Origin of the sequence: Motilibacter deserti, assembly GCF_011250635.1 — a bacterium.
GTDB classification, from domain to species: Bacteria; Actinomycetota; Actinomycetes; order Motilibacterales; family Motilibacteraceae; genus Motilibacter_A; species Motilibacter_A deserti.
The window spans coordinates 1,071,714-1,090,770 of the sequence record NZ_JAANNP010000001.1 but is presented as its reverse complement, the minus strand read 5'-3'; the positions used below and the strand labels follow the sequence as shown (position 1 = coordinate 1,090,770).

16 protein-coding genes are annotated in these 19,057 nt (G+C 70.8%); 8 read left to right on the top strand and 8 right to left on the bottom strand.

Translation table 11 applies throughout. The features are described from left to right. Positions 1–172 precede the first annotated feature (172 nt). The 3 genes from G9H71_RS23060 to G9H71_RS05045 all read right to left on the bottom strand — a co-directional run bounded on the left by G9H71_RS23060 (position 173) and on the right by G9H71_RS05045 (position 1,704). A complete protein-coding gene (locus G9H71_RS23060; RefSeq protein ID WP_196791543.1) occupies positions 173–328 on the bottom strand; it encodes a hypothetical protein in 156 nt (51 codons plus the stop codon). A 32-nt stretch (positions 329–360) separates the two neighbouring features. Further along, positions 361–981: a LysE family transporter gene (locus G9H71_RS05050; protein WP_166278703.1), complete on the bottom strand. Its 621-nt coding sequence runs from the start codon at positions 979–981 to the stop codon at positions 361–363. Between the two features lie 108 nt (positions 982–1,089). Beyond that, positions 1,090–1,704, bottom strand: coding sequence for a TetR/AcrR family transcriptional regulator (locus tag G9H71_RS05045; protein ID WP_166278700.1), 615 nt, complete (start codon positions 1,702–1,704; stop codon positions 1,090–1,092). A 122-nt stretch (positions 1,705–1,826) separates the two neighbouring features. Here G9H71_RS05045 and G9H71_RS05040 point away from each other — a divergent pair, with 122 nt between their 5' ends. Together G9H71_RS05040 and G9H71_RS05035 are read left to right on the top strand one after the other, a co-directional pair. Beyond that, entirely contained in the window at positions 1,827–3,323 is a 1,497-nt protein-coding gene (locus G9H71_RS05040; RefSeq protein ID WP_166278697.1) for an APC family permease, read from the top strand. An 8-nt stretch (positions 3,324–3,331) separates the two neighbouring features. Continuing rightward, the gene (locus tag G9H71_RS05035; protein WP_231134024.1) at positions 3,332–4,921 is read left to right on the top strand and encodes an amidohydrolase; all 1,590 of its coding nucleotides are present in this window, start codon (positions 3,332–3,334) and stop codon (positions 4,919–4,921) included. An 89-nt stretch (positions 4,922–5,010) separates the two neighbouring features. On the opposite strand, the gene G9H71_RS05030 is transcribed toward G9H71_RS05035, so the two are convergent. Next, positions 5,011–5,772: a TIGR03089 family protein gene (locus G9H71_RS05030; RefSeq protein WP_166278691.1), complete on the bottom strand. Its 762-nt coding sequence runs from the start codon at positions 5,770–5,772 to the stop codon at positions 5,011–5,013. 49 nt (positions 5,773–5,821) lie between these two features. Between G9H71_RS05030 and G9H71_RS05025 the strand changes: the two genes are divergently transcribed. Genes G9H71_RS05025 through G9H71_RS05015 form a run of 3 tightly spaced genes read left to right on the top strand, consistent with a single transcriptional unit; the run spans position 5,822 to position 10,355 of the window. Further along, positions 5,822–7,258, top strand: a complete 1,437-nt coding sequence (locus tag G9H71_RS05025; protein ID WP_166278688.1) for a DUF2079 domain-containing protein — start codon at positions 5,822–5,824, stop codon at positions 7,256–7,258. Then, entirely contained in the window at positions 7,255–9,375 is a 2,121-nt protein-coding gene (locus tag G9H71_RS05020) for a hypothetical protein (RefSeq protein ID WP_166278685.1), read from the top strand. The genes G9H71_RS05025 and G9H71_RS05020 overlap by 4 nt, the downstream gene beginning before the upstream one ends. Before the next feature lie 53 nt (positions 9,376–9,428). Next, a complete protein-coding gene (locus tag G9H71_RS05015) occupies positions 9,429–10,355 on the top strand; it encodes a glycosyltransferase family 2 protein (protein WP_166278682.1) in 927 nt (308 codons plus the stop codon). Between the two features lie 70 nt (positions 10,356–10,425). On the opposite strand, the gene G9H71_RS05010 is transcribed toward G9H71_RS05015, so the two are convergent. After that, entirely contained in the window at positions 10,426–11,280 is an 855-nt protein-coding gene (locus G9H71_RS05010; protein ID WP_166278680.1) for an SDR family oxidoreductase, read from the bottom strand. Between the two features lie 55 nt (positions 11,281–11,335). Between G9H71_RS05010 and G9H71_RS05005 the strand changes: the two genes are divergently transcribed. Further along, entirely contained in the window at positions 11,336–11,707 is a 372-nt protein-coding gene (locus G9H71_RS05005; protein ID WP_166278677.1) for a winged helix-turn-helix transcriptional regulator, read from the top strand. A 175-nt stretch (positions 11,708–11,882) separates the two neighbouring features. Continuing rightward, positions 11,883–12,374, top strand: coding sequence for an SRPBCC family protein (locus G9H71_RS05000; RefSeq protein ID WP_166278674.1), 492 nt, complete (start codon positions 11,883–11,885; stop codon positions 12,372–12,374). An 87-nt stretch (positions 12,375–12,461) separates the two neighbouring features. On the opposite strand, the gene G9H71_RS04995 is transcribed toward G9H71_RS05000, so the two are convergent. The 3 genes from G9H71_RS04995 to G9H71_RS04985 form a co-directional block, all read right to left on the bottom strand. Next, a complete protein-coding gene (locus G9H71_RS04995; protein ID WP_166278671.1) occupies positions 12,462–13,673 on the bottom strand; it encodes an IS110 family RNA-guided transposase in 1,212 nt (403 codons plus the stop codon). A 302-nt stretch (positions 13,674–13,975) separates the two neighbouring features. Continuing rightward, entirely contained in the window at positions 13,976–14,488 is a 513-nt protein-coding gene (locus tag G9H71_RS04990) for a hypothetical protein (protein ID WP_166278668.1), read from the bottom strand. A 198-nt stretch (positions 14,489–14,686) separates the two neighbouring features. Then, positions 14,687–15,556 (bottom strand): hypothetical protein, encoded by an 870-nt coding sequence (locus G9H71_RS04985; protein ID WP_166278665.1) that lies wholly within the window; start codon positions 15,554–15,556, stop codon positions 14,687–14,689. 1,093 nt (positions 15,557–16,649) lie between these two features. On the opposite strand from G9H71_RS04985, the gene G9H71_RS04980 reads away from it, so the two are divergent. Continuing rightward, positions 16,650–19,034 carry a tetratricopeptide repeat protein gene (locus tag G9H71_RS04980; protein WP_166278662.1) on the top strand — a complete coding sequence of 795 codons (2,385 nt, stop codon included), beginning with the start codon at positions 16,650–16,652 and terminating at the stop codon, positions 19,032–19,034. Positions 19,035–19,057: the final 23 nt, after the last annotated feature.

The window sequence follows — 19,057 nt, the reverse complement described above, 5'->3', positions numbered from 1 at the left end:
CGAAGGCGACGAAGCCCGCCGCGACGCCGAAGGCGACGAAGACCGCCAAGCGCTGAAGGGCTCGCGCCACGCGCAGGTGAGGCGGGGCCCACAGCGGGTCGGGGAGAGCGCCCGCCGCTGCCCGCGCCGCGTCGTCGTCAGGCAGGTCGACCAGGGCCGCTCCGTCCACGGCTCACGGCAGTGCGGGCGGCTCCGGCTCCGACCGGCTCTCGTCCGTCGCCGGCATGCAGCCGGGACGGGCGCGCACCGGGCCGACCCGGACGTCGACGAACGGCGAGTAGTAGCCGAAGTCGACGACGGCAGAGACGATATGCGAATTGTGCTGCATGGAATTGCTCCTCACGAGTTCTGGTGGGGTGCTCAGGCCGCGGACACGGCCAGATGGAGGGCGAGGGCCATCGTGGTGGCGGCCCCGGCGTAGCCCGCCCGGCGGCGAGCGGTGGCCGACAGCCGGCGCCCGATGGCGTTCCCGCCGAGCGCCAGCGCGCTGTGCCAGGACGCGGACACGAGGCCGCAGCCGAGGGCGAAGCACGCCGCCGTCAGCGCTGAGGTGCTGCCCAGCGTGGACGCGGCGGTGGCCAGGGTGAGGGCGGTCAGCGGGTCGGCCGCGGTGACGGCCACGAACCGCAGGGACGCCCGCAGGCCGCTGCCGGGCCCGGTCACGCCGGTCGGCGTTGCGGCGCGCGCGCTGATCACGGAGTACGCCGCGAGGGCGAGGAGCACGGCGGCGGACACTCCGTGGATGTGCCGCTCCCACGGCTGCAGCGTCGCGGTGACGGACGCCCCGGCTGCGCCGGCCGCGAGCGCGAAGGAGAAGTCGGTCGCGGCCACGCCCCCGGCTGCGGCGGCGGCCACCCGACGCGACGAGCGCATGCCGGTGTCGATCAGCATCGAGCTGAGCGCTCCGAAGGGCACCGAGAGCGCCAGGCCCGCGAGCGCGCCGGTCACCGCGGCCTGGGCCAGGTGCAGGACGTTAGTCATATGGGTCCTCGGCGGGTGGGCAGGCGGTGCCTGCGGGCAGCGGCGCCGGGACAGCGGCGCCTAACGGCGTTAGGAACCTAACGCCGTTAGGCGGGGTGGGTCAAGAGGCTATCTGGCGGCACTGGCGGCGACGGCCTCCACCAGGCGGGCGAGGCCGAGCTCGAAGCCTTCCTCGTCGATGCAGTCGCGGTCGCACGCCTGCAGTGCGGTCGCGAGCGAGGGGTAGGCCTCGCGGTAGTCCGCGGGCTCGCCGAACCCGCCGATGAACGTCTCGACGGCCGAGCCGAGCACGAGGTAGTCCAGGACGGCGGTGAAGCGCATCGCCTCGCCGGCCGGCACGCCGTGGTGCAGCAGGGTCCGCAGGATCGCGTCGTAGACCCGCAGGGCGGAGTCGGTCCCGATCGGCCGGTGCGCGATGAGCGCCGTCGCGTGCGGGTGGCGGACGTAGGCCGCGCGGTAGGAGCGGGCGCACTCGGTCAGGGCCGTGCGCAGGTCGTCGCCCTCGAGCGCGTCGAGGTCGATCTCGGAGTTGATCTGCTCGTGCACCGCGTCGAGGATCTCGTCCTGGTTCGCGACGTGGCTGTAGAGCGAGGGTGCGCGCACGCCCAGTCGGTCCGCGAGCGCGCGCATCGTCCAGCCCGCCGACCCCTGCTCGTCGAGCAGGTCGAGCGCGGCGCGGGCGATCGAGGCGCGGGTCAGGGGCGCGGTGGGGGTGCGTGGCATGCCGGTCTCCTTGCGCAATGGGTCTTGCGCCCGCTTCCTAACAGCGTTAGGTTCCACGGTGCTTCCTAACGATGTTAGGTCACGTGGGAGGCACTTCCCATCCGCCCTGAGGAGGCTCCACCATGTCGATGTTGACCACCTATGACGCCACCACGAGCGACGACGCCGCGCGCCTGCGCCTGCTCGGCTACGAGCAGCAGCTCCGCCGCAGCCTGGGCATGCGCGGCAACCTCGCGATCGGCTTCGCGACGATCTCGCCTGTCGTCGGGCTCTACGGCGTCGCCTTCGTCGGGCTCGCCGTCGCAGGCGGCCTCTGGGTGTGGGCGCTGCCCGTCGCCCTCGCCGGCCAGGCCTGCCTCGTCTCGGTCTACGCCGAGCTCGCCGCGCGCTTCCCGGTGGCGGGCGGCGCCTATCAATGGACCAGACGCGTCCTGCCCAGCGCGAGGTACGCGTGGATGACGGGATGGCTGTCGTTGTGCGCCTTCCTCGCGGCCAACACGACGATCGCCTACTTGGCGGCGCCATGGGTGTGGGCGGTGCTCGGCGGCACCCCGGGCCCGGCCCTGCACGTCGCGACCGCGGCGGCGTTTCTCGTCGCCTGCTCGGTCGCCAACACGTACGGCATCGAGCCCTTGCGCCGGCTGGTCTCCCTCGGCATCGCGGCCGAGATCGTGGCCTCGGTCGTCGTCGGGCTGGTTCTCCTGCTGGCCTTCCGGGAGCAGGGCTTCTCGGTCCTGACGGACTCGTTCGGCACCGAGGCGGCGTTCGGCGGCTCGTCGATCGCGGCGGGGCTCGCCGTGCTCGCGGTCGCGGGCTGGGCGTTCCTCGGCATGGACGCCTGTGTCGCTTCGAGCGAGGAGACGCGCGACGCCGCCCGGCACGTCCCGCGCGCCGTGTGGGCGGCGCTGCTCTCGGTCGGCGCGATCGTCGTGCTGGACGCTGTCGCCGTCACGCTCGCCCATCCCGACCCCGCGCTCGTCCCGGCCGGCGCCGACGTGGACCCGGTGACCACGGCGGTGACCCAGGGCTTCGGCGGCTGGGCGACCAAGCCGTTCGCGGTGCTCGTGCTCGTCGCCTTCCTCGCCTGCGGGTTGGCGGCGCAGGGGGCGACGGCGCGCATGATGTGGTCGATGTCGCGCGACGAGGTGCTCCCGGGGTCGCGCGCCCTGCAGCGGCTCAACCGCCACCAGGCGCCGGTCGGGGCGATCGCGGGCGTGACGCTGGTCGGAGGCGCGGGGCTGCTGCTCGGCCTGGACTCCACAGCGATGGGCAGCCTGCTCGCGTTCGGCACCGCCGTCGCGTACCTCGTCTTCCTGCTGATCGCCGTCGCCGCGCTGCTCGGCCGGCTCGCCGGCACCTGGGCGCCGGCCGGGGGCGCTCGCCGGGCGCGGCGCGGGCTGGTGCTCAACGTCGCCGCCGTGGCCTGGCTGGGGTTCGAGTTCGTCAACGTCGCGTGGCCGCGGGCGCAGCTCGCCCCGCCCGGGGCGCCGTGGTACCAGGTCTGGGCCGCGGTCCTCGTGACCGTCCTGGCGCTCGCCGCGGGGACGTTCTACCTCCTGGTGGCCCGGCCGCACCGCCGTGTCGCCTGCGCCGCCTCCTTCACCAGCGGTGTGCGATGAGCGCGGTCATGGAGGCTGACCTGGTCGTGCTCGGCGCGCGGGTGCACACCCTCGTCCCGGGTGCCGCCCCGGCCACCGCTCTCGCCGTCAGCGCCGGCCGCATCGTCGCGGTGGGGGACGAGCGCGACGTGAAGACCACGATCGGCAGCCGCACCCGGGTGCTCGAGACGCCGGGACAGGTCGTCGTGCCCGGCCTGGTCGATGCCCACGTGCACCTGGGCATCGGGCTGGAGCAGGAGCGCGGCCTCGACCTGTCCGCGGTGTCCGGCCAGGAGGGGCTCGCATCGGCCCTCGCGGCCGGCGCTGCGGCCTCCGGCCCGGATGAGTGGGTGCTCGCGTACGGGCTGGACTACGGCGCGGTGGACGACCTGGCCGCCGCCGCCCGCGCCGTCGACACGGCGGTCGCAGGGCGCCCCGCCTGGGTCTGGCTGGCCGACCTGCACACCGTCCTGCTCAGCTCGGCCGCCGTACGGCTCGCCGGGCTCACCGGGGCCGAGCGCTTCGCCGACCGGTCGACGGTGGCGGTCGACGGTGCGGGGGTGGTGCGGGAGATGTCGGCCGTCGCGCTGGCCTCGCGCGCCCTGCCGGCCGTGGCCGTGCCGGAGCTGGCCCGCCGCCTGGAGGCGCTGCTGCGGGCGAAGGCGGCCACCGGGCTCACCGGCGTGCACGTGCTCGACTCGTGGGGGGCGACGCACGAGGCGCTCGCCCTGCTCGACGCCGAGGACAAGCTGCCGCTGCGGGTCGTGACCGCGCCGTGGTGCACCGCAGGCACGGCCGGCGAGACGGTCGCGCTCGCCGCGGCGCGCGCCGCCGTCCCCGGCCGGCGCTATCGCGTCGCCGCGGTGAAGGCGTTCCTCGACGGGGTCGTCGACGCGGGCACCGCCTGGCTCGACGAGCCCGACGCCTGCGGCGAGTGCCGCGAGCCGCAGTGGCTGGACCCCCGCGACTACCGGGAGGCCGTCGTCGCAGCCGCCCGTGCCGGGCTCCCCACCTGGACCCACGCGATCGGGGACGCGGCCGTGACGTACGCGCTCGACACCTACGCGCTCGCGCCGCGGCCCCGGGCGGCGCGGCACCGGGTCGAGCACCTCGAGGTCCTCGCGGACGCCGACGTCGAGCGCTTCCGGGCGCTCGACGTCGTCGGGTCGGTGCAGCCCGCGCACATGGACTGGTCGGACCCCGGGCTGTCCGACACCTGGTCCGTCCGGGTCGGCCCGGCCCGCGTACGCCGGGCCTGGCGGCTGGGCGACCTGCTCGCCGCCGGGGCCCCACTGGCCCTCGGGTCGGACTGGCCGATCAGCAGCAGCGACCCGCGGCGCACCCTCGCGAGCGCGGCGCTGCGCGCCCCGATCGGGTCGGGACGGGGGACGTACGGCGACGCCGCGCAGGCGCTGACCCCGGCCCAGGCGCTGGCCGCGATGACCCGCGCCCCGGCGTACGCGCTGCGCGAGGAGGCCGTCTCCGGCCGCGTCGCCGTCGGAATGCGCGCCGACCTCACGGTGCTTGGCGCCGACCCGCTGGCCTGCGCGCCGGACGAGCTGCCCGACGTGCCCGTGCTGGCGACGGTCGTCGCGGGGCAGGTCGTGCACGCCGCCTGAGCGGGGTCGGGCCGGGACGAAGGACCCCCTGCCGCGGCTCGGCCTCCAGCTCCTCGGGCCCTTGACGTCGGCAGCCGCGCGAGGCCGCCTCACACCACGAGGGCGACCTGCTCCACCTCGCGCCGGTGCTCGAGCCGGTCCCGGTCGAGGTTGCGGCAGAGCACGAGCGACCCGCCGACCGCGAGCGGGGCGAGCAGGACGTCGGCGATCGCGGCGGCGTCGTCGAGGGCGCGGTCGGTCAGCAGGCGTACGCCCCGGCCGGCCCCGAGCCGCTGCGCCGCGTCGCGCCCGGCGGCGGCGAGATCGGTGGCCGTCAACGTGGCGCCTCCAGCGATCAGGGCCGGCGCGTCCGCCGCCAGCCAGCTGACGGCGAGGAACCGGTCACCCTGCGGCGGCACGTCGGCGTCCCCGTCGACGACCCCGGCGGGCAGGGCCGGGCCGGGGGTCGTCGCCGCGAGCAGCGCCGGGCGGAGCCCGAGGGCTACGACCTCCCCGGCCCCGGCTGCCGTCGCCGCGTCCAGCGTGTCCCGGCCCGTGACGACCACGTCGGCCGCCGGGACCGGGTCGCCGGGGCGTACCGGATGCACCACGAGCCCGACCGACCAGGCGGCCAGCAGCCATACCGGGGCCTGCCAGTGGGCGGGCAGCACGAGCGCGAGCGTCTGCCCGGGCTCGGCCGCCAGCTCGTCCTGCAGCAGGTTCGCGGTCTTGGCGACCCAGTTGTCGAAGGTCAGGACCGAGAGCTCGACCCGCTCGCCGGTCGCGTCGTCGTAGAACGTGACGAACGGGCGGGCCGGGTCCGCGGTCAGCGCGTCGCGGAGCAGGCCGGTGGGGGTGTCAGGGGAGGCCACGTGCCGCAGCGTAGGCCTCTCCCCAGCCGCACGTTGTACCGTCGCGCGGGTGACGGAGCGCCCACCCCTGCTCGAGCGCCCGCCGCAGCAGGAGCGCGCCGCGCGGGCCCCGGGCCGGAGGCTGCGCGGCCCGCACGCCGTGGCGGTGCCGGCCGTCGCGCTCGCGCTGGCCGCGGTGCACGCCACGCTCGGCCTGCTCGCCTACCGCAACTTCCGGGTCGGCTCCTGGGACCTGCTGCTCTTCGACGAGACGGTCCGGGGGTACGCCGGGTGGGGCGCCCCGGTGCAGCCGGCCCTGGGCGTCCACCTCGACGTCGGGCCCGACCTGATCGCGCTCGGCGACCACTTCTCGCCGATCCTCGTGCTGCTCGCGCCGCTCTACTGGGTCTGGGACGACCCGCGCATGCTGATCCTGGCCCAGGCGGGGCTCATCGCCGTCTCGATCTGCGTCGCGTGGGTCATCGCCCGCCGCGTGCTCGGCCCGGGGATCGCGTACGCCGTGGCCGTCGCGACCGGGCTGGCGTGGCCGCTGCAGGAAGCATCCGTAGTCGGCTTCCATGAAGTGGTCTTTGCTGTTCCGCTGATCTTGCTTGCGTGCGAGCGGCTGCAGGCGAGGCGGCCCGGGCAGGCGGCGGCGTGGGCGGCCTCGCTCATGCTGGTCAAGGAGGACATGGGCTTCGTCACGGTCATGTTCGGCGTGCTGCTCGCGCTGCGCGGGTGGCGCAAGCTGGGCGTGTGGCTGGCGGTCGCCGGCCTCGCCGGGGCGTACCTCTCGACGTCCGTGATCGTGCCGGCGTTCTACGGCCACGGCTCGCCGGACGGCGACTACTACGAGGCGTTCTTCGCGGCGCTGCCGAACCCGGTCGACACGTTCGAGGTCGTCTTCTCGCCCGTGCAGAAGGAGCAGACGGTCCTCTGGCTGCTCGCGCCGTTCGCGTTCCTGCCGCTGGCATCGCCGGTCGTGCTGCTGACGCTGCCGCAGCTGGGGGAGCGGGCGATCTCGTCCAACCCGAACCACTGGGGCCTCGAGCAGCACTACAACGCGGTCCTGTTGCCGGTGCTCGTCGTCGCGGCCGTGGAGGCGGCCCGCCGGCTGCCCCGTCGTTGGCGACAGGCGTTCGCCGCGTACGCCGTGCTGGCCGCCGTCGTGCTGTGCGCGAAGTTCCCCTTCGCCGACCTGGCCGACCGGGAGACCTGGCGGCTCGACGCCCACGAGCAAGCCGCCGCCCAGGCCGTCGCGCTGGTCCCCGCCGGCGTCACGGTCGAGGCGGACAACGAGATCGGCCCGCACCTGGCCGACCGCGGCACCGTGCTGCTGCTGGACAAGACCCCGCGGGACGCGCCCTGGGTCGTGGTGGACGTCGCGCGCTCGTCGTTCCCCATCGACTCGCTCGCCGTGCAGCGCGACCGGGTGCGGCTGCTGCAGGCGAGCGGCTACGAGCTCGTGCTCGACAACGGCAGCTACGCGGTGCTGCGGCGCCCGTGAGCCTTCCGAGCAGCGTCGCCGGCCCGCCCGGCGTGTCCCGCCCCGCGCCTGCCGCACCGCCCCGCCCGGCGGGGAGCGCCCGGGCCGGCCGGCTGCTGGGCGCGCTGTCCGCCGCGCCCGCCGCAGGCGTGGTCGGCGCGCTGGCCGTGGCGTGGCCGCTCCTTGCCCTCGGCGCGTTCGTCCCGCTCACCGTCGCCCTGGTCGCCCTGCCCTGCGGGTTGCTCGCCGCCGCCGTCGCCGCGCGGGTCGGCGCGCGCAACGCGCCGCCGGTCGCCTGGTGGTCCGTGGTCGTCGTCCTGCTGGTCGCGGTCGGGGCCGGCGTGCTCGCCGCCGCGTACTCCTCCGAGCACCTCGTGCTGCGCCGCGACCCCGGCGCCTACGCGCTCACCGGGCTGTGGGTCGCCGAGCACGGGACGCGCGACATCCCGGTCGACTGGGCGGCGTTCGGCGGGCCGGACCCCGCGCTCGTCGCGGAGAGCCCTGCCTACTACGCGGCGGGCGACTCGCTCGTGCCGCAGTTCCTCTCCGGCCAGCACATGGTCGTCGCGGTCGGGGACTGGATCGGCGGCACGCGCGGCGCCCTCGTCGCGCCAGCCGTGCTCTGCGGCCTCGCGCTGCTCGCGCTCGGCGGGCTCACCGCCCGGCTGCTGGGCGGCCCTGCCGCGGCCCTGGCGAGCGCGGCGCTCGCCCTGGCTTACCCCGTGCAGCACGTCGCCCGGTCCACCTACAGCGAGCCGCTGGCCCAGCTCGTCCTGCTCGGCGGTCTCGCCCTGCTGGTCGACGTGGTGACGTCCCGCGAGCGGGGGAGCCGTTGGCACGTAGGCGCCGCGCTGCTGGCCGGCGGCGTCCTCGGCGCGGCGACGCTCGTCCGCGTCGAGGCGCTGCGCGAGGCGGCCCTGCTCATCCCGGTCTGCGCCGTGCTGGCGGCCCGTCGCCGGCCCGAGGGCGGGGCGCTCGCGGTCGGGCTCGCCGTCGGGGTGCTCCTCGGCGCGTTGGACATGGCGGTCCTCGCCGAGCCGTACGTCGGGGAGATCCGGGGCTCGGTCCTGCCGCTCGCGGTGGGCAGCGTGCTGCTCGCCGTCGTCGCCGCGACGCTCGTCGGGCTCGCCCGCGGCGGGCAGCTACAACTGCTCGCGGATTGGCTGCTCGGCCTGACGGGGACGGCCCGGCTCGCCGCCCGCGGCCCGGCGCTGAGCGTCGCCGCGGTGCTCGTCGTCGCGCTCGCGCTGGCCGTGCGGCCGGTCTTCGACTGGGGGCGGCAGGACCCGGCCAGCCCGGGCGGGCGCGCCGTCAGCGGTATGCAGCGGGCGGAGGGGCTCTTCCCGGACGGCAGCCGTACCTACGCCGAGCGGACACCGGAGTGGGTCGCCTGGTGGATGGGGTGGCCCGCGCTCCTGCTCGCCGTGGCCGGGGCGGCCTGGCTCGCGCATGCCGCCTGGGGCCGACGCGGCAAGCGGGCGTACGCGGGGGCGGGGCCGGTGCTGTGGGTGCTGCTCGCGTCCAGCCTGCTCGTGCTCGTGCGCCCGGGCATCACTCCGGACCACCCGTGGGCGGACCGGCGGCTGGTCCCCGGCGTGCTGCCGGCGGTCGCGCTCTGCGCCACCGCCGGAGTCGTCGCGGCCGCCCGCTGGGCCCGCGGGCGCTCGCCCGGGGTGGGTGGGCGTACGGCCGCGGTCCTGGTCGCCGCCGTCGGGGCGCTCGCGCTGCTGGTGCCGCCGGCGCTGGCGTCCCGCCCGCTGCTCGACGAGCGGACCGAGGTGGGGGAGGCGGCGGCCGTGCGGGAGGTGTGCCGCCAGTTCCGGTCCAACGAGGTGGCGCTGCTGCTCGACCTGCGCGCCCGGCGCGAGTGGTCCCAGCCGCTGCGCGGGGTCTGCGGCGTACCCACTGTCGGGGTGCTCGACCGCACCCAGCTCGCCCGGATCGTCGCGAAGGTCCGCGGCGCGGGCAACGACGCCGTCCTCGTCGCGGCGGACCATCCGCGCCGGATCTCGGCGGTGGGGGTCGAGCCGGTGGAGGTGGTGCGGCTGCGCCCCCGGGAGGACGACCGCAAGCTGCTCACGCGGCCCGAGGAGACGGTCCCGCTCGTGGTGCGGCTCTGGCTCGGCCGCACGGTCTGACGACGTGGCGCGGCGAGGGCGGGCGGGTGCAGCAGGTAGCCTCCTCGACAGTCATGACCAGCGCCCCCGCCTCCACGCCGCAGACCGCTGACGCCGTCCACGTCACGGTCGTCCTGCCCTGCTACAACGAGCAGGACCACGTGCTGCTCGAGATCGAGCGCATCACCAAGGCGCTCGAGGCCAGTGGCTACGCCTACGAGCTGCTCGTCATCGACGACGCCTCGACCGACGGCACGCTGCGCGTCCTGCAGGAGGCGCTGCTGCAGCACCCCCACATGCGGCTGCTGCCCTTCCGTCGCAACGGTGGCTCGGGCACGGCGCGGCGCATCGGGACGCAGCAGGCGCGCGGCGAGATCGTCGTGTGGACCGACGCGGACATGACCTATCCGAACGAGCGGATACCCGAGCTCGTACGCATGCTCGACGAGGACCCGACCGTCGACCAGGTCGTCGGCGCGCGTACCTCGGAGCAGGGGTCGCACCGCATGCTCCGGGTGCCGGCCAAGTGGTTCATCCGCAAGCTCGCCGAGGTGCTGAGCAACTCCAAGATCCCGGACCTCAACTCGGGGCTGCGGGCCTTCCGGCGCACGGTGGCGCTGCCCTACATGCGGCTTCTCCCGCCCGGGTTCTCCTGCGTCACCACGATCACGCTCGCGTTCCTGTCGAACCAGCACGACGTGCGCTACGTGCCGATCGACTACGCCAAGCGGGCCGGCACCTCGAAGTTCAAGTTCGTCCGCGACGCCTACCGCTACATCCTGCAGGTGCTGCGGATGGTCATGTACTTCAACCCGCTCAAGGTGCTCATGCCGGTCGCGCTCACGCTGCTGACCGTCGGCGTGGGCAAGGGCATCTACGACCTCATCGCCCACCCGGTCCGGTTCGCCAGCAACACGGTGCTGATCTTCGTGACCGGCGTGCTCATCGCGGTGCTCGGGCTGCTGGCCGACCTGATCGTGCGCTCGCGCGACGACTACTGACGCGTCCGCGGTCTCATGGCCGGGCCGTCGACCGCGGCTTCGGCGCAGCCGACAGCAGCTCGGGCGCAGCTCAGCCGGGGATGCCGGCAAGAGCCTCGCGCACCCAGGCCGTCGCGCTGGTCCGGCCGCGGATGAGCTGGGCGTCCCTCGGCAGCGCGGGCGGCGGTGCGGGGACGGCGTAGGCGCCGGCGACGCCGGCCGCGGTGCGCTCGCCGAGGTGCGGGCGCAGTAGCTGCTCGTACTTCGCAGGACTGATGGTCCGCCACTCGACCTCGCGGTCCATGGCGGCGGACAGGGCTCGGGCCAGGTCAGGGCCTTGCAGGTCCTCCGGTCCCGCGACGACCGTCAGTCGAGCGGGCCGCTCCGCGTCGATGAGCTCGACGACGGCCTGAGCCAGGTCGGCCCCGGCGACCCACGGGATCGAGGCCTCCGCCGGCAGGGGGTATTCGACCACGCCCCGGCGCAGCAGGGGCAGGGACCACGGGGCCACCAGGTTCTCGAGGTACGTCGCGGCTGGGTGCACCACGGCAGTGACGCCGCTGACAGCCAGCTCGTCGGCCAGCCACCGTCGCGCGTCGAGGAAGGGGACCCCGACGGCAGTCGGGGGCAGCGGCGTCCCCGTGTTGAGGACGACCCTGCCGACGCCTGCCTTCTGCAGCGCGAGCAGCAGGTTCTCGGCCTGGCGCATGGCCGGGCGGGCCTCGAACTCCAACGGAAGGCCGACGACGGCGGCCTGCACGCCGTCGAGGGCACTGATGAGCGAGTCAGGATCGAGCAGGTCGGCCGGTGCCGCCTCGTCCCACGAAGCCAGGACGCGTGACTGTGGGCGGTGCAGGGCTCGTACGCGGTGGCCGGCCTCGCGCAGGGCGCGGACCACGGGGCTCATCTGGCTGCTGGCGGCTGAGGTGACTGCGATGGTCGTCATGGGCTGGACGCTAGTTCCCCTTCTGAAGCAGTACCTAGCAAGTAACTTAGGGACCATGGAGGAACCGCTTCCGGAAGAGCTGCTCCGTGCGCCAGCCGCCGGCTGCGGCGTCGAGCGCGCCCTGGAGATCCTGGAGGGCAAGTGGTCGACCCTGGTGCTACGTGAACTGCTCTCCGGCCCGCTCCGCTTCACCGAGCTGCGAGCACGGCTCGGCGGCCCAAGCCCGAAGACGCTCACCGACAGGCTGCGGATGCTCGAGCACCAGGGCGTGCTCACCCGCACGGTCCATGCAGAGGTGCCGCCGCGTGTGGTCTACGAGCTGACCGCGCGCGGGCGCAGCATCCGCCCGGTGCTCATGGCCATGCTCGAGTGGGGCGAGCAGGATGCTGCGGCACACGTTGTTGCAGGCAGGCCGCCCTCGCCGTAAGGGCGGCAACAGGCGTGATCGCTGTGGTCGCGGTGTGACCTCTTCGCTGAGCTGTGGAGGCACGGCCCCTGCATGATCGACCGAGCCACGTTCGGTCATGGCCGAGAAGCGTGCCGCTAATCACCCTGCGACGCCGATGGCCAAGTGAGCGGTGACGTCGGCCTAGGCTCCCGACATGGCCGTGGTGATCGAGGTGGTGACCGATATCGCCGCCGCACCCTCTGTGGTGTTCGACCTGAAGTTGGACGTCGATGTGCACGCCGCCTCCCTCGCTGGCAGCGGCGAACGCGCCATCACCAGCAGTGGCGCGCGCCGTTTGAAGCTCGGCGACGAGGTGACCTTTCACGCTCGCCACTTCGGCTTGCCCTGGCGCATGACAAGTCGCATCACCGTCCACCGGCGGCCGGACCTGTTCGTCGACGAGCAGGTTCGCGGCCCTTTCCGCAGCCTGCTCCATCAGCACCTCTTCGACGCCCCTCCCAACGCAGCGAGCTCCGGCGGCACCATAGGCACCCGGATGACGGACCGCATGAGCATCAGTGCCCCCGCCGGGCCTCTCGGAGCGGTCGTCGCCCACCTGGTGCTGGCGCCCTATCTGCGGCGCCTACTGCGCCAGCGCGCCGAGCACGTCAAGCACGCGGCCGAGTCTGCCGGGGAGCGCTGCTGACAGGTACGACGCACTGATCCGCTGTGATCCTGGGCGCGGCCGGCGACCGCTCTTGGCTCCCTTCTGTGTCAAGGGCGGCGTGAGAGGTCAGGCCGAGAGCGCCTGGACGGGAGTGGGTTGGAGGTCTTTCGCGGTCGCGGGCGGAGGCGTAGCCTCGCGTTCGGTGGGTCCGGGAAGTGACTTGTCCGAAGCGCCGGCATCGGGGTTGTAGCCGGCCGCGCTGGATTTTGTAGCCGCCCCCACGTGTCCTCCCGGGTCCGCCACTGTGGTGCCTCGCTGCCGCTTCTGGTCGGCCACGAGCTGGCGGTAGACAATGTCCGAGAGGCGCCGCTTGAGCGCCCGGATTGCTTCCATCGGCGTCTTCCCGGCGGCGAGCTTGCGCCGGTAGTAGGCGCGGCCGTCGGTGTCGTTCCGCAGCTGCACGATCGCCATGATGTGCAGCACCCGGTTGATCCGCCGGTTCCCAGCCCGGGACAGGCGGTGCCGGTTCTGGTCCCCGGACGAGGCGTCGATCGGGGCGGTGCCGTTCCAGGAGGCGAAGTGGCCTCTACTGGGGAAGCGGGACACGTCGCCGATGTCGCCGAGCAGCCGTGCCGCGCCGGAGGGTCCGATGCCGTTGAGGTCGCGCAGGGTGCTGCCGGTGGCCTCGACGAGCTCGGTCAGCTGCTTCTTCGCGGCCTTGATCTTCTTGTCGATGCCCTCGAGCTCGACGATCAGCTCGGCCGCCAACTGCCGCCGCGTCTTGCCACCCACGTCGCGCGGTCGGACCGTCGCCAGCAGCGCTTTCGCCTGCGTGGCGGACAGGAACTTCTTCGCCCCACCGGGGATCAGCTCGACCAACAGGCGATGCAGCCGGTTAACCGTGAGCGTCCGCGCGGCGCCGAGCTCGTCTCGCCGATCGACCAGCAGCCGAAGCGCCACCGTCGCGTCGTCCAGGACCACCACACGCAGGCTCGGGGTGCGCAGCGCGACCACGGCGACCGAGTGAGCGTCGGTCGCGTCCGTCTTGCGGCCCTGCCCAGTGGAGAACACCCGCGCCCGGGCGGACAGCTTCGCCGGCACGTCAACCACCGTCTCGCCGTCGGCGACGAGGCGCTGGGCCAGGTGACGACCGACGCCTTGGCAGCCCTCGACCGCCCACAACCGCTGCGGCCATTTGCGGCCCGCGGCCAGCAGTTCTCGGTAGCCGTCGCGGTCAGTGCCGAACCGCCCGGTAGCTAGAACATTCTCCCGCTCGTCACACACTTCGATCGTCGCGGACCTCTTGTGCGGGTCCATTCCGATGATGACTCGCCCCATCGCGCTGTGCCCTTCCTCGTCGTCGAGAACTGCGTTGTCGACGAGGAGGGCAGCGCTACTTCGAGCTGGACAGACCCTTCTTGAGCCTCACCTCGTCACGGTGCCCACCGGGACGCACGCCAAGAGAGAGCCACGCCAACACGACCGCGGGCAGCCGAAGAGAGAGCGACCCCGCCAGGCGCCTCGACCCAAGCCTGGCCAGGCCCGAGCCGTGCGTCCAGTACACAAGTAGCCGATGACAGCACTCGGGAAGATGCCATACAGTTACGCCGCCCCGAAGAGGCACCTCGGCGGCTCCCGTGCTACTGCGACAACTCGTCGATCAACCTCATCATCTCGAGCTGCTCTTCATCAGAGGCCGCAACGAGTTCCTCGCGAGTGTAGACACCGTTTTCTAGTGCCGTGGCGAAGAGGGCGAGTGCGCGCCCGCCGGTAATCTCAATATCGTCGAGCAACCTTTCGACAGCCTCATGGTCGAAAGGCTTGATCGAGTGGGACCTTGCATGGACCCACTGCTGATTCCCCCCGACAGTGATCAGCTGGGCATGCACAACCGAGTTCCGCAGCTCACGTAGCCCTTCGACTTCGTCAAGCAACTGATCTCCGCGCGCCTTCAGGTTTTCTGGCCACGCACCGGTACGCCTGCAGTACAAGCGCCGCACCTTGTGCCAGCTCGCATAATCGGGAGCGGGCTTCAACAAGCTCAAGGGGTCACCCGAACCAATCATCCACACAATCGTCTCGAGCATCGTACATTCCACAGCAACGCGCCCGATGGCCTCAAGTGTTGCTGCTGGCACTGCGTCCGTCATCATCCGGGTTTCTCCCTATTTCCAGCATCGGCGACGTGAATCTCCCCTTACGGATCAAGGCACCTCGGCGGCACCTCGATGCCAACCGAGCCGGGGTCGAAGCGGCGACGGGGGTTCAAATTGCTACTTCGACCACCAGTATCAGTTCGTCTCATGGAGACCGCAACTGCTGGTGCCAAAGGTATTTCGAAGCCGGTCGATTCACGTCACGTCCTGTGCGCGCGCAACAGCCTGGGTGAAGGCGTCCATGGCGGGGGCGCTGATCTCTCCGGCGAGCAGGGACGCAAGGACAACGTCCTGCCCTGCACGATATCGCGCAACACCCTGACGATAGAGGAGAACCACCAGCAGCAAGCCAAAGAGTGCCCAGGGAGTGAGAATCCCAGCAAGCACAAGCGCCAGGAAGGCAAGTGGCGCAACGAGTGTGAGTCGCAACTCAGCCTCACTCTGGTGGCGATCGTACTCGCTCCAGAGGTCTTTGCTTCGCGCAAGAAGTCGGGACTGCAGGATTTCACGCTCTTCAATGATCGCCGCGAGCAGGACGTCGCGAATGACGATCAGTAACCGTTCCGAGTCCACGTCCGCTCTTCCCGCCGCGGCAGCACGAAGCACATCAGCAGTTTCTGTATCTACCCTAGCGGCGCCCCCCAAAGCGAGAGCGCCAGCGGCCAGATGCCGTGGCCGACCAAGCAGCATCCGGTTGGCCACAACCGTCGCGCGTGCTTCGTCCTTATCTGCCCCCGAGAGTAGCCGGTTCAGGAAGTGGGCACGCCCCCGTTGCACGAAGAGAACGTCAGGCAGAAATCGCGCCAGACCAAACAACGTAAATGCTGGTGGCTTCCGTACGACTAGTAAGCTGCCGAGAAGGTAGCAGCAGAAGGAGAAGAACGCGACTAGTATTGGCCTACCGGCGATGTCTGCCAGCTCGTACAAGCGACGCAAAGCGCCGGGGGCGCGTTCTTCTCGGGGGACACGCTCTTCGAGCAACAGCCACAAAGTGATAGCGAGGGTGTAGCCAGCAGCGAGCGGCGTTCGGAAATCCCTCAGCCCCGGCAGCAGGTTAGCGAGCACCGGCAGAGGCTAGCGCGGTTGCGTTCTGCCTGACGCTACACCGCGCCGTGCCTGCCGCTGCTCATTCGGACGGCCTCGGCGCCCCGGCCGAACCTGAGGCTCTCACGTTGTGCAGTCGCCGGCACGGGTAGTCGCTATCGGAGATTGCGTCTACCACGCCGAGGAGAAACTTCAAGCGTGAGCGCGCAAGGGAGGACGGTGTGCGCAGTGGAGGACGTGTTGCTGCTTCGAGCGAGGATCCTCCCACTTCGCCCCTGTGCCTCACCGTGCCCGGTCACGTCAGACCGACGGGAACGCGGCCACGAACGAGTCCGCGCGGCCCGGGCGCATACGGTTGCTCGGAGCAATAGGCGGACATGCCGCCGACAGACGCGGCGCGTCCGCGCCGGGGAGCACCCACATGTACCCCTACCAGCTCCACCGCTTCCCCGTCAGCCAAGGCTTCCGCTCAGCGATCCATGCCGCGTGCGGTCGTGCCTGCTGTCGACCCGCCGGCCGCAACCGGCAGCAAGTCCGGGCGCTCGTGCCCATCTGGAGTCATTGTGCGACACGTGGCCCAGGTTGCTCGGCCCTACCCCGCCGGGAACGCACGCCTGCGTCGATCTCCCTGCCATCCTGTACTCGTGACTATCAACGGGGAGTTCCTGCGGGCGTACGACCGGGCGGCTGTCGAGCGGCGAGCGCTCGTACAGTTGTGCACTTTCCCTATGCGGTTGAGGCGAGCGGAGCGCCCCGCCATGGCAACCGGCCGGCGGTCCGCGGGCGGCAAGGACCCCCAGGACGAGCTCGCTGCGCCTATGTGCTGGATTCGACAAGCCTTCGCCGTCGAACACCCCGCCCTCAAGCGGCCATGGTGCAACCCGCTCGATAACCGTCAGCGGCGGCCTCGATGGCAGGGTAGACCAGTCAGGTCGCAGACACGGTGCCGTTCGTGAGGCCCCAGTGGGACGAGACGCGCAGGCGACTCACGGCATGGAGCGACGGTCAGGCCCGAGCTGAGGCACTTTCCGCGCAACTCATGATCGCGGAGGGGTTCGTGCGGCTCGACCCGAGTCACCCTCGCGGAGGCCCTGACGGCGCGAAAGACGCAATCATGTGGCGCGGAGACGAGAAGTGGATCATGGCGTCATATTTTCCCGCGGAGCAACGGTCTTTCAGCGAGATCAGGCGCAAGTTCGTACAGGACCTTCACGGCGTCGCAGCGAATCAGGCTCAGGGAATTGCCTTCGTAACTAATCAGGCACTCAGCCTAAGTGAGCGCAACAGTCTTACCGATACTGTGCCATGCGGCTCGGAGATCTATCACCTTGAGCGCATATGCGTGATCCTGGACGCGCCACAGATGGCCGAACTGCGTGAACGATTCCTGAACATAAGCGCGTCGTCAGAGGCCAAGGCCTATGCGGATTTCGTTCGCGATTTGCGGGAGGCCACGGCAGGCGACCATGGGCTGCCGATCGTGACACCACTATACGCGGCCACGCGTCTCACTGACCCTCTCGTTGGACGCACTGCCGAGCTAGCACTTCTCAAGTCGTTTCTCGCCGACGATAGCTCAGCTGGAGTGCTTGCCGTCACGGGTCTACCCGGTGTCGGCAAAACGGCTCTAGCCTCCGCAGCAGCGGCGATTGCGGTCAAACACTTCACTGGTGGCGCGGTCCGGGTTGACTTCCGTGCCCACGAGTCGCATCTCACTGACTCGGTTGGGCCTCATCGAGTCTTCGGTGTTTTGCTGCAAGCGCTTGGCCACGCGGAGATCGCCGACGACAGCTCTGTACACTCAGCTCAGTACCACGCGCTGCTGCATGAGCGTGAACTCGCACGACGCCCTGTATTACTGTTGTTCGATGATGTTCTCGACGCGCGCCAAGTACTGCCACTCCTACCAAATCAAAGTATGCACCGAGTCATCGTCACGTCACGGCACGAGATCGGCCCCCGACTTTCGGCCGAGACACTAAACCTTTCCCCTCTTCCCGGGGATACGGCAGTGCAACTCCTGGCGAATAGTAGGAATGGCATGGGACACGCTGAGCACCATGCCAAAGAGGACCTGATCCACCTGGCGCACTTATGCGCCGGGCTTCCGCTGGCTCTGAACGTCGTCAAGGCGACCCTCGTTGCGTTTCCGAATCTATCGCCCGGAGAGTTGGCCGACGAACTGCAAGCTGAGGCCACCCGACTTGAGGGCCTGCAGTATGAGGATGCTGCTGTTCGCGGCGTGTTTCGCAGCTCTTATGTACGTCTAACCAGCGAGGTGTCACGCGCGTTCCGTTTCTTGTCACTGCATCCCGGCGGCCACATCTCGTCAAATGCGCTTGAGCACTTAGCTGATATCGGGAGCACCGACGCCAAGAGGTTGCTCCGCCAACTACGCGTAGCCAATCTGCTCGAGTCCGTTGACGGGAACCTGTGGAGGATGCACGACCTACTTCGTCTGTTCGCTCGAGAAGAGCTAGCGCTTGCCGAGTCCGAGCACGACCGGAGGGATGCGTTCAATCGCTTGTTGATGCAGTATCAACGGCGAGTGGACCAGTTCAACGCTTGGATAAACGGGATGGGTGAGCCGGAGCCCGGAGATCTGCTCGACTCCAGAACTAGTGCGCTCGTTTGGATGGATGGCGAGCGCGTGGCTTTGGTCGGCGCCGTTGCCGCGGCTTTGGAGCTCGAACTCTTTGACGGCGCTTGGCATCTCGGCAATTCGCTTGTACCTTATCTATCCCTGCGACGGGAGTACGAAACCACGCTAGGGCTGCTCGGCCTGGCACAGAAAGCGGCCGAGCGCCTAGCGGACAACTTAAAGATTGCGGTCACACTAAATAATTCCGCCCTGACTCTTTCCTCGCTTCGACGCTTCGACGAAGCTGTTCGCACCCACCAGCGTGCTCTCAAAGCCCTTCGCGAACTCCCGCTCGGGGACAGATGGGAGGAAGAATCTACAGTGCTCGTCGGTCTTGCAGAGGCCCTACGCAGGCGCGGGGATGTCGCCGCGAGCATCGGACCCCTTCGCCGGGCTATTCGCTATCATCAAGAGCAGGGCAGGCCATTCGCGTCCGGGTTCGCGCTGACCAACCTCGGCATCGCATACCGGGAGAGCGGGCAGTACCGAAATGCGGTCCATGCGCTTTCGATGGCGCTACCGATACACAGAGCGAATGGCGCGCGGTGGGCAGAGGCGTCCACGACAGCACAGCTTGCTACGGCCATCAGTCAGTCGGGCGACCCGAAGACGTCACTGGCAATATTCGACGACGCGATGAGCGCGTACAAAGACGTCCGCGATGAGCGCGGCGAAGCGAGTGTGTACATGAACAAGGGCCTTGCCTTGATGTTCATGAGTGCCTACCCAGCCGCACAAGAGGCTCTGGAGTCGGCCCGCCAAGGCTTTGTGTCCATTCGTGACAAGGACGGCGAGCTCATGGCGGTACACAACCTCGCGCAACTTATGCGGCGGTTGGATGATTCACCTTCGGGCTAGCGGCCGCCACACGACGGGGGGAT